Source organism: Pseudomonas citronellolis (genome assembly GCF_029335315.1).
Taxonomy (GTDB): domain Bacteria; phylum Pseudomonadota; class Gammaproteobacteria; order Pseudomonadales; family Pseudomonadaceae; genus Pseudomonas; species Pseudomonas citronellolis_A.
On the sequence record NZ_JARJLT010000221.1, the window covers coordinates 1 to 10,336 of the forward strand.

Sequence of the window (10,336 nt, forward strand, 5' to 3'; positions counted from 1 at the left end):
GAGCAGCAGCTTCGTAGGATGGGTTTCCCCCTCCCCGTAGGAGCGGACTCCGTCCGCGATAAGACCCGCCGCATACACCGAACTTTTCGCTCGCGCGCGCCGCTTCCCCCCTACAGCCGGCGCCGTTCCCGGCATATGCTGGAGGCCTGCCCACAAGAAACCGAGCCACCACCATGTCCACCCCTGCCAAACCCACCAGCAAGGTCGACCAGCTTCTCGCCGAGGCCCAGCAACGCCGCGAAAGCAGCTACCGGGAAAAGGCCCTGAAGATGTACCCGTGGATCTGCGGCCGCTGCGGCCGGGAATTCGCCGGCAAGCGCCTGAGCGAGCTGACCGTGCACCACCGCGACCACAACCACGACAACAACCCCGAGGACGGCTCCAACTGGGAGCTGCTGTGCCTCTACTGCCACGACAACGAGCACCAGCGCCAGGTCGACGCCCACTACCAGGGCAATGACGCCGGCGCCAGCGGGCCGAAGGTCACGCACAAGGCCCTCGCCGGCCTGGCCGCGCTGCTCAACAAGGATTCCTGAAGCCCGGCGGTTGCCTTGGCCGGCGTTTCCTGCGAAAAAGCCGCCCCCGCAATCGAGAGAGACAGCCATGAGCGAAGAACTGCGCATCGAGGACATCCGCCCCGGCGACGGCAAGGCGGTGGTCAAGGGCGCCCTGATCACCACCCATTACCAGGGCACCCTGGAAGACGGCACCGTCTTCGATTCCTCCTACGCCAAGGGCCGGCCGTTCCAGTGCGTGATCGGCACCGGCCGCGTGATCAAGGGCTGGGACCTCGGCCTGATGGGCATGCAGGTCGGCGGCAAGCGCAAGCTCTACGTTCCCGCGCAGCTGGCCTACGGCGAGCGGCAGATCGGCGCGCACATCAAGCCGAACTCGAACCTGGTGTTCGAGATCGAGCTGCTGGAAGTGCTGACCCGCGACGATTGAGCCCGATCCTACCGAGCCCCCCTTCCCGTACCGTCGTCCCCGCGAACGGTGCGAATGCAAGACGGTTGCGCCTACCGTAGGGACTTTCGCGTAGGGCGGATAACCGTTCGCGGTTATCCGCCGCTGGCCAGGGCGCCGGTATCCGCCCTACTCGCTGATCCGCGACGATTGAGACGGTGCGCCCACCCGCGCTCAACGGAAGTCGGCGTAGGGCTTGAGCGGGTTGACCGGCAGCGGCAGGTTGCCCTGCCAGGGGTCGAAGCTGTAGCGCAGGTAGAGCAGCACGCGGTTCGGCGCGTAGTCCTTGCTGCGTTGCGCGGTGAAGCCGCCGCCGAGCACCCAGTGGTCGTCCAGGCGGCGCTCGGCCAGGGCCTGGGCCAGGTAGCCGACGCCCTTGTTGTCGTCGCCGCCGCGCAGCTCCCCGATGTTGCTGGAGACCAGCGGCGGGTACTGGGCGAGGATGTCGTCGTTCACCGAATTCACCGGGAAGGCGCGCTCGGCGTCGCTGTGGGCCCAGGAATAGCCCAGCGAGCCTTCCAGGTAGATCGACCAGTCGGGGTTGCGCCAGGCGTAGCTCACCGGCACGCCGAACGAGTAGTAGCGCTGCGGGCTGTAGTAGCCGCCCTGGCCGAGGGTGTAGCCGCCGAGGTTGCGCTCGTAGGTCCAGTACATGGCCGTGGTGCCGACCCGCAGTTCCTCGTCCACCCGCTGGATCAGCCGGTAGTAGTAGCCGCCCATGGCGCGGAAGCGGCTGTTGTCCTTGACGTTGTCGCCGCGCAGCAGGTGGTAGCCCAGGCTCGCCCAGGTGCCGTCGACGCCGCCCTGGTCGCGGCTCAGGCCGAGGGTCGCGCCGGTGGCGGTGACCCCGCCCCAGCTGACCCCGGTGCGCGGGTCCTTGGCCCCGGCGTAGGACAGCAGCGAGTTGTTCAGCGGCCGCCGCGAGGCGCTCAGCGACCAGCCGGTGCCCCAGGTCTTGCCACTGTAGGTGACGCCGCCAAGGATGTTCTGCTCCTCGAAGCCCAGCGGCGAGGTGCCGATGTCGGCGCTCAGCCGGTCGTTCTGCCAGCCCAGCGCCAGGGTGGTGCCGTCGGCGCTTTCCGAGCCGCCGGGGCAGCCGGTGGCCACCGGCCCGGACGCCGTGTTGCCACGGAACGAGCAGCTGCCGTAGGCCTCGCGGTGCAGGCCGTCGGCGTCGGTATCGAAGCTGGAGGCGCGCAAGGCCACCTGCTCGACGCGGGCGAAGCCCCTGCCCTCGCCCACCGGCATCTCGGCGTGGACCATGGTGGTGGAGGTGGTCAGGTCGGAAATCCCCGAGGCGCCATCGTTGTCGCGCCAGCCGTAGTCCTGGTGGATGGTCACGGTCGGACTCTGCCACTGGTACAGGCGATCGACCTCGCTGCGCAGGCTGCGCTTGAGCCAGTCGTCATCGTCCTTGGCGCGGCTGGCGGTGGTCAGGGCGATGTCGTCGCGCGGGCTGGCCTGCGCGGCGCTGAGCAGCCCGGCATCGCGCATGCCCAGGGCGTAGTAGTCCAGCGCCTGTTCGGCGTTGCTGTGCGGCTGCAGTTGCGCGAGGTCGCGGTACAGCAGCGGGTCGGGCTCGCTGTGTTCCTTGGCCAGCGCCGCCAGCAGGGTCGCGGCGCGCTGCTTCTCGCCCACCGCTGCCCAGGCGTTGGCCAGGCGCCGGCGCGCGTCGTAGCTGCCCTGTTCCAGGCGCGGCGGGTCGCTGAGCAGCGCCTGGCGCGCGGCGTCGCTGTCGCCACGGGCGATCTGCGCCTCGATGCGGCCCAGGCGCGCGTCGCCGTCAGCCGGTTGCAGGGCGAGGATGCGTACGTAGTAGCCGTCGGCGGCCTCCAAGTCCTGGCGCTGGCGGGCCCAGCCGGCGAGCTGGCGCAAGTCGTCGAGCTTCTGCCTGGGATCGTCGGTGCTGGCGATGCGTTGCTCCAGCAGCGCCATCGCCGCCTTGCTGTCGCCGCTGGCGTAGAGGCTGCGGGCGCGCTCCAGGCTGGCCTGGCGTTGCAGGCGCTGGTCGAGCTGGCGCATGCCGTCGTTCCATGAGGACTGTGGCACGCGTTGCAGGTTGTCCAGCGCGGCCTGGTAGCGCCCCGTGGACTCCAGGTACAGGCCATAGGCGAAGCGCGCCTGGGGGTTGTCGCCCTGGCGCGCGATGAGCTCGGCGAACACCGCGTCGGCCTCGGCCTGGCGCCCCTGTTCACGCAGGGCGCGGGCCAGGTCGGCGGCCAGCCAGGGGTCGTTCGGCGCGCGCTCGCGGGCCTGGCGCAGCAGCGCGGTGGCGGCCGGCCAGTCGCGGCGTTCGAGGGCCACGGCGGACTCCTTGCGCAGGCGCTCCAACTGCGGGTCGCCGCCCCCGCCCCCGCCGCCTTGCGGCCGCGCGTAGGCCTGGCGCTGCTTGGCCGGCAGCGTGGCGAGGAACTGCGCGTAGCGCTGCGCCGACTGGCCCTGGTAGAGCCTGGCCAGGCCGCGCGTGGCGCCGTCGTTGCCCGGGTCCATGCGCAGCGCCTGCTGGTAGTAGCCCTCGGCCTGGGCGCGTTGGCCACGGGCCAGGGCCACGTTGCCCAGGCCGATCACCGCCATGACTTCCTTCGGGTCCTGTTGCGCGGCCTGCTGGTAGGCCTGTTGCGCGGCATCGTAGTTGCGCGCGGCCAGGGCCTGCTTGCCCCGTTGCAGGCCCAGCCAGTATTCGGTGGAGGCCAGCAGGTCGTGCCACTTGCTGAGGATGTAGGTGTTCTGTTCCTCGGCCACCGCCTGCTTCAGCCAGTCCAGCGCCTCTTGGCGGCGACCCTGGCGGACCAGGGCCAGGCCCAGGTAGCCCTTGAGGGTGGCGTCCTTCGGGTAGGCGGCCAAGGCCTGGCGCAGCTTGCGCTCGGCCTCGGCCGGGGCGCGTTTCTCGGTGAGCAGCGCGATGCCCTGCTGGCCGGCGCGCCAGGCCGGGTCGCCGGTCAGCTTGAGCTGGCCGTCCAGGGTTTCCTGCACCTGCGCCGCGTGGCTGTCGCCGGGGTAGCGGGCGAGGAAGGCCTGCCAGGCCTTGACGCTGGCGTCGCTGACCGGCTGCTTGCTCAGGTAGGCGTACTCCAGCTCGGCGGCCAGGCCGCGCGACTGGCTCTCTCCGGCCATCCTGTGCAGCAGCGCCAGGGCCTCGTCGTTGCGTTTGGCGCGGAACAGCTGTTCGGCGAGGAACTGTTGCAGCTCGGGGCTGCCGGGGTACTGCTTGTCCAGCGCCCGCAGGTGTTCGATGGTGGTCGGCAGCTGGTCCGGCAGGCGGCTGCGGATGCGCCAGTACTCCATGGCCAGCTCCAGCGACGGCGGCTCGTCCTTGCCGAAGGCCGCCTCGTAGCGCGCCAGCGCCTCGTCGAAGCGCCCGGCGGTGGCCAGCAGGCGGATCTGCTGCAGGGCCTGCTCGCCGTCGCCGCTGTGCATTTCCAGCAGGCGCGCCATCTGCCGTTCCTGCGGGCTGCCGGGGGCGATGCGTTGCAGGTCGCCGTAGAGCTGGCGCGCGCGGTCGATCTCGTGGGTGCGCAGGGCCTGGCGGATCGACGCGGTGATGGCGTCGAGGTTGTTCGGTTCCAGCAGCCGCAGGCGCGCCAGGGAGTCTTCCACCAGCGACTCGCGGTGGGTCACCTCGCCCAGGCGGATCTGTTGCAGCAGCCACTCGCGCTGCTGCTCGCGGTCGGTCGGCTGCGCCAACAGGGTCGCCGGCATGGCGCCCAGCAGCACTAGCAGGGTCAGTCTGCGCATGGCGCGTCCCAGCGGATCATCAGTCGTCCCTTGTCGTCGAAGCGGTAGCGGTCCTGGTCCCAGCCCTGGCCGAACAGCGCCAGCACGCGGCCGTAGTAGCCGCTGGGCGGGCTCTGCGCCAGGCGCTCGCGCTGGGCCTGCAGGCCGGCCTTCTCGTCCAGCGCGGCGAGCAGCGGCAGCAGCGCGGCGGAGAACCCCGCCGGGCCCTTGCCCTGGCCCTTGCCGGTGGCGATGTCGACCTTCTCCGGCGGCGCGCCCTGGGCCAGGGTCAGCGCCAGCATCGGCCGGTACAGCGCGAGCAGTTCGGCGCGCTGGGCGGAGCCTGGGTCGAGCATGCCCAGCCAGAGGTAGACGCGGATGGCGTCGTAGCTGCCACGGGTGCCGCTGTCCGGGTCGCTGGCGACCTTGCCGTCGTCCTTCCACAGCAGCCAGTCCGGCGCCAGGCCGTGGGGGGCGCTGCGTTGCAGCAGGGTGCGGCTGTTGCGGGCGAGGTCCGCCCACACCGGCGCCAGCGCGGCGAAGCGGTCGAGAATCTGCGGCGGCAGGTAGCTGGGGTTGAGCCGCGTGCCGCGCGCGCTGACGAAGCCACGGTCGCCCGGCAGCAGCATCAGGCCCAGGCCCGGCAGCGGGCGCAGGGTCTGCGCGGCGACGCGCCAGAGGATCTGCTCGGCCAGCACGCGGTACTCGGTGACCGCCCACAGGCGCCCGGCTTCCAGCAGCGCGTAGGCCATCCACAGGTCGGCGTCGCTGGCGTTGTTGTCGTCCAGCGCGCGCCAGGCGCCCTTCGCGTCCTGGCCCCACTTCCACGCCGGCAGGCGCTTGCGCAGGTCGCCGCCGGCGAGGTTGTTCTCGGCCCAGCCGAGCGCGTGCTGGAAGCTCTCGCGGTCGTTCGCCACCAGGGCGAAGAACATCGCGTAGGCCTGGCCCTCGGAGGTGCTGATGCCGCCCTGGGACGGGTCGAGCACGCGCCCGTCGGGCTTCATCAGCTCGCCGCGGAAGCTCTCCCACTCCGGCCAGCAGGCCGCCGACGCCAGGGGCGCCAGCAGCCACAGCGCGAGGACCAGCGCCAGCCCGCGCATGCTCAGGGCTGCAGGCGCCGACGCGCCACCCAGGCCAGCAGGCGCCAGACCACGATGCCCAGCAGCAGCATGCTCAACACCGCGCCCAGGGCCAGCAGCACCGGGTGATGCGAGAGGTGGAACCAGAGCAGCATCCACCACGGCAGGTGGCCGACGTAGTAGGTGTCGCCGACGTAGTGACTGCTCACGCCGCTGCTGCGGATCAGGCTCACCGCGCCGAACACGAAGTCGTTGAGGCGGCCGGGGTCGGTCAGGGTCTGGCGCAGCAGCTGGTAGTCGGCGTCGTCGCTGGCGAGCAGCGCGACTATGCTGCGCTGCCCGTGGAACGGCGACTGCAGCCCGGTGATCGCGGCGATCGGCGCGCGCGCGCGGACGTCCACCTGGCTCACCGGCTCGGCGCGGTCGCCTTCGCGCAGGCGCTGCGAGCTGGGCACGCTGGCGCTCCATGGCGAGCGCGCCTGGCGCAGCCAGTCGCTGGAGCGGCTGAGCAGCAGGTTGAGGTCGCGGCCGCTGCGCAGCTCTTCCGGCAGCGGGCCGAGCAGCAGCAGGTCGGCGTCGGCCTTGGTGGCGCTGGCCCAGTCGTCGGAGAGGGTCAGGCCCAGCGCCGGGTAGCCGATCCGCGAGGCCATGCCGCCGACCAGGTCGAGCAGCGTGCCCACCTGCATCTCGTCGGGCTTCTGCGGCACCAGCAGCAGGGTCTGCGAGAGGTCGGCCAGGCGGCTGAAGGGGAAGGCGCTGCGGGCGAAGGCCGCGAGGTCGGGCATGGCGATGTAGTGGTAGTAGCCCGACAGGTCGATGGTGGAGTTCTCGTCGATGGCCGCGCGCACGTCGGCCGGCAGGTAGGTCTGGCACTGGCCGTTCTGCGCGTTGCCGATGCGGCTGGCGAAGCTGAAGTCGTAGCGCAGGCGGTTGCGGTCGCCGACCTTCAGCGCCGGCACCAGGGTCTTCTCTTCCAGGGTCGAGTTGTCGCCGGGCAGCAGGTTCGCGCGCAGGTTCTGCAGGGTGCTGCCGAAGCCGTCGGAACCCGGCAGCGGAATGCTGCCGATGAAGTGGTCGTTGAGGCTGATGCTCAGCCGCGACTCGTCGGTGACCACCGGCGGCGTGTAGCGGTACAGGGTGCGCAGCGGCACGCCCTGGTTGCGCCAGACGAACAGGTCCGGCGGCAGGTTGATCGACAGCTCGATGGGCGCCGGGCGGAAGCCGGTCACCTGCAACTGGCCGGGGTAGTCGAGCAGCTCGGCGAGGCGTACCGGGCGGTCGGTGCGCACCCAGTTCGGCGCGTCATAGGGCTGGCGCGGCTTGAGTTCCTTGACCTGCTCCACCGCCACCCGCGAGCCACGGAACAGGTCGGTGCCCACCGCCAACGCGGAGGCGGCCTTGACCAGGTCGTCGTCGTTGCGCCCGAGCACCAGCAGGACCTTGCCGTAGCGGTTGTCCGGGTGGCTGATCTGCTGGATCACCGGGCCGTCCACCGGCGGGAAGCGCTCCTTGTCGGCAAGGAACGCCGGGCGCCGGTCGTTGGTGGCGAAGACGATGCTCGGCACCGGCTGGCGGTCGGTCTGTTCCGGCAGCTTGTCGAACAGCACCGGGAAGGTCGCCATGCGCCACTTGGCCAGGCTGCCGAAGTAGGAGGCGACGATCGCCGCGGCCTTCTGCTCGCCCAGGCTCGGGCTGGCGGCGAAGACCATGGGAATCTGCACCTTGTCGGTGTCGCGGGCGTCGAAGTACGGCAGCGGGAAGTAGGCCAGGTCGTTGTCGGTGACCAGCGCCTGCTCGTCGACGGTGATCCGGCTCTTGCGGCTCACGTTGAGCCACAGCGAGCTGTGCGCCGGGTCTTCGCAGATGTCGGTGTAGTGGCCGACGAACTCCAGGCGCACGCGGTTGAAGTCCTGCACCAGCTTGGGTTCGAGCTTCATCTTGAAGTCGCGCTGCTGGCCGATGTCGTCCTCGGTGATCGGCACCACGCCCATCAGCTCGTCGTTGAGGTACACCCGCAGGTGCGACAGGCGCGGCACCAGCGCCGGCGACGGGGTGAACTGCAGGTCCAGCTCGACGGCGGCGGCCAGGCGGTCGCGGCGCAGGCCGAACTCGATCTGGTCGCTGTTGCGCACGCCCATCAGCAGGCTGTCGGCGCCCCGCCCGAGGGCCTCGAAGGTCTGGCTGCGCACCCAGTGCGGCACCGTCGGCTGCGGCGCCGCCTCGGGCGCGGCCTCGGTCGTCTCCGGCGGCGCGGCTTCGGCCGGTTGCGGCTGCGCCGTCGGCGCCGCGAAGGCGGCGTTGAGCAGCAGGGCCAGGACCAGGGGAGACAGGCGCGAAGGCTTCATGTCGGGCTCTTCCGTAAGTCAGTGGGGATGGGGTGCGGCGCGCGCGGGCGGAAACTCGCCAGCCAGCGCGCCGCCGCCGTCAGCGGCTGGGCCGGCAGGCGAATCCACGCCGGGGCGTACTCCAGCACCCGGTAATAGCCCAGCGCGCCGAGGGCGAGGACGTCGAGGAAACTGCGCAACGGCCGGTCCGCCACGTGGCTGTCGCTCCAGCCCAGCCAGTTGTCGGCGCGGGCGAAGGTGCATTGCACGTAGTCGATGCGTTGCTGCTGGTCGAGCTCCGCCAGGCTGATGCCGACGTTGCGGCCATGGGCGCGGATCACCCGGCCGGGGAAGACGAACTCGCGGTCGGCGCGCTCCAGCAGCAGCTGCACCTCGCTGTCGGCGGGCAGCTCGCGGGGCTCGACCAGCTCCAGGCCGACGCCGCCGTCGGAGTAGTCGGTGAGCACGCCGGGGTACAGGTGGCCGTCGGCCAGGCGCAGCGCCGCCGGCAGCTTCACCTGCACCCGGTGGAAGCGCCGCACCTGGCGCACTTCGGCGGCCACCGCGAGGGCCGCGCCGATCAGCAGCATGTTGTAGATGACCCACAGCGAGCTGACGATCACCGTGCCGTACTCGTTGCTCGGGCCGTAGGCAAAGCGCCAGGCGGCGAAGCCCAGGCCGACGAAGTTGAGCCCGGCCAACACCAGGTACGGCCGGGAAATCTGCCAGTCGAGGCGGTCGCTGTCGGTCTGCCCGCCCTTGAGCGTCACGTTGAACGCCCCGCGCTTGGGCGAGAACATCGCCACCAGGGTCGGCCGGGCGATGTACCAGGCCAGCACCGACTCGTACACCTCGCCCCAGAAGGTCTGCCGGTACGGGCCCTGGACCCGCGAGTTGACCAGGCTGGCGTGGACCATGTGCGGCAGCACGTAGAGCAGCAGCAACACCGCCGGCGCGTAGATCACGTAGGCGTGCAGCAGCAGGAAGGCCAGCGGCGCGGTGAGGAACACCAGGCGCGGCAGGCCGGAGAGGAAGTGGATCATCGCGTTGACGTAGCACAGGCGCTGGAACAGGGTCAGGCCACGGCCCAGCAGCGGGTTGTCCATGCGGAAGATCTGCACCATGCCGCGCGCCCAGCGGATGCGCTGGCGCACATGGGCGGCCAGGCTGTCGGTGGCCAGGCCCGCCGCCAGCGGGATGCGGATATACGCCGAGTTCCACCCGGAGCGGTGCAGGCGCAGCGCGGTGTGGGCGTCCTCGGTGACGGTCTGGGTGGCGAAGCCGCCGATGTCGTCCAGCGCGGCGCGGCGCAGCACCGCGCAGGAGCCGCAGAAAAAGGTGGCGTTCCACAGGTCGTTGCCGTCCTGGATCAGCCCGTAGAACAGCTCGCCTTCGTTGGGCTTGCGGCGGAAGGAGCCGAGGTTGTGCTCGAAGGGGTCGGGCGAGAAGAAGTGGTGAGGGGTCTGCACCAGGGCCATCTTCGGGTCCTTGAGGAACCAGCCGACGGTCATCTGCAGGAAGGCGCGCACCGGGATGTGGTCGCAGTCGAACACCGCCACCAGGTCGCCGTCCATGCGCGCCAGCGCGTGGTTCAGGTTGCCGGCCTTGGCCCCGCGGTTGTCGCGGCGGTCGATGTAGCCGATGCCGACCTCGCCGGCGAAGCGCCGGAAGCTCTCGCGGGCGCCGTCGTCGAGCAGGTAGATGTTCAGCTTGTCGCGCGGCCAGTCCAGGCCCAGGGCGGCCATCACGGTGGTGCGCACCACCGAGAGGTCTTCGTTGTAGGTGGGGATCACCAGGTCCACGCTCGGCCACTCGCGCTCGTCCGCCGGCAGCTCGGCGAACTGCCGGCGCAGCGGCCAGATGCTCTGCACGAAGCTGAGGATCAGCACCAGCCAGGAGTAGGTCTCGGCCAGCAGCAGGATCAGGCCGAGCACCAGGTCGAGGCTGTTGGTCCAGTTCAGCGTCGAGGTGTAGCGCCACCACAGGTAGCGGCAGGAGATGGTCATCGACAGGATGATCAGCATCAGCGTGGGGAAGCGCCCGGGCATGTAGCGCATCAGCATGGCCAGGCCCCACAGGGTGAGGACGAAGGTCAGCTGCGCGGTGAGGTCGAACGGCGAGGTCACGCAGAGCACCGCGATGAGCAGCCCGAGCACGCCCAGGGTCCAGTAGAACAGGCGCTGCACGGTGGCGCCGCCGGCCTTGAGCTGGCGCTGGGTCTGCGCCAGGGCCTCGCTGCGGCCGATGCGCCGGGGC

The 10,336-nt window shown here is 70.8% G+C and carries 6 protein-coding genes; 2 read left to right on the plus strand and 4 right to left on the minus strand.

The genetic code is table 11. The features are described from left to right. The first annotated feature begins 173 nt into the window (after positions 1–173). Together P3W75_RS17475 and P3W75_RS17480 are read left to right on the plus strand one after the other, a co-directional pair. Positions 174–536 carry a YajD family HNH nuclease gene (locus tag P3W75_RS17475; protein ID WP_276228575.1) on the plus strand — a complete coding sequence of 121 codons (363 nt, stop codon included), beginning with the start codon at positions 174–176 and terminating at the stop codon, positions 534–536. 67 nt (positions 537–603) lie between these two features. Beyond that, positions 604–945: an FKBP-type peptidyl-prolyl cis-trans isomerase gene (locus P3W75_RS17480; protein WP_276228576.1), complete on the plus strand. Its 342-nt coding sequence runs from the start codon at positions 604–606 to the stop codon at positions 943–945. Between the two features lie 192 nt (positions 946–1,137). Here the strand turns inward: P3W75_RS17480 and bcsC are convergent, their stop codons facing one another. The 4 genes from bcsC to bcsA form a co-directional block, all read right to left on the minus strand. Then, positions 1,138–4,698: a cellulose synthase complex outer membrane protein BcsC gene (gene bcsC, locus P3W75_RS17485; RefSeq protein WP_276228577.1), complete on the minus strand. Its 3,561-nt coding sequence runs from the start codon at positions 4,696–4,698 to the stop codon at positions 1,138–1,140. Next, a complete protein-coding gene (gene bcsZ / locus P3W75_RS17490) occupies positions 4,686–5,777 on the minus strand; it encodes a cellulose synthase complex periplasmic endoglucanase BcsZ (protein ID WP_276228578.1) in 1,092 nt (363 codons plus the stop codon). Before bcsZ ends, bcsC begins: the two co-directional genes overlap by 13 nt. A gap of 2 nt (positions 5,778–5,779) precedes the next feature. After that, positions 5,780–8,101, minus strand: coding sequence for a cellulose biosynthesis cyclic di-GMP-binding regulatory protein BcsB (gene bcsB, locus P3W75_RS17495; protein ID WP_276228579.1), 2,322 nt, complete (start codon positions 8,099–8,101; stop codon positions 5,780–5,782). Further along, positions 8,098–10,336 (minus strand): UDP-forming cellulose synthase catalytic subunit (gene bcsA, locus P3W75_RS17500; RefSeq protein ID WP_276228580.1); only part of this gene is annotated, 2,239 nt, incomplete at its 5' end. The genes bcsA and bcsB, both read right to left, overlap by 4 nt.

Bases quoted from the DNA above. Each gene is read 5' to 3' on its own strand.
- P3W75_RS17475 (WP_276228575.1), top strand. From the start codon at position 174: ATGTCCACCCCTGCCAAACCCACCAGCAAGGTCGACCAGCTTCTCGCC.
- P3W75_RS17480 (WP_276228576.1), top strand. From the start codon at position 604: ATGAGCGAAGAACTGCGCATCGAGGACATCCGCCCCGGCGACGGCAAG.
- bcsC (WP_276228577.1), bottom strand. From the start codon at position 4,698: ATGCGCAGACTGACCCTGCTAGTGCTGCTGGGCGCCATGCCGGCGACC.
- bcsZ (WP_276228578.1), bottom strand. From the start codon at position 5,777: ATGCGCGGGCTGGCGCTGGTCCTCGCGCTGTGGCTGCTGGCGCCCCTG.
- bcsB (WP_276228579.1), bottom strand. From the start codon at position 8,101: ATGAAGCCTTCGCGCCTGTCTCCCCTGGTCCTGGCCCTGCTGCTCAAC.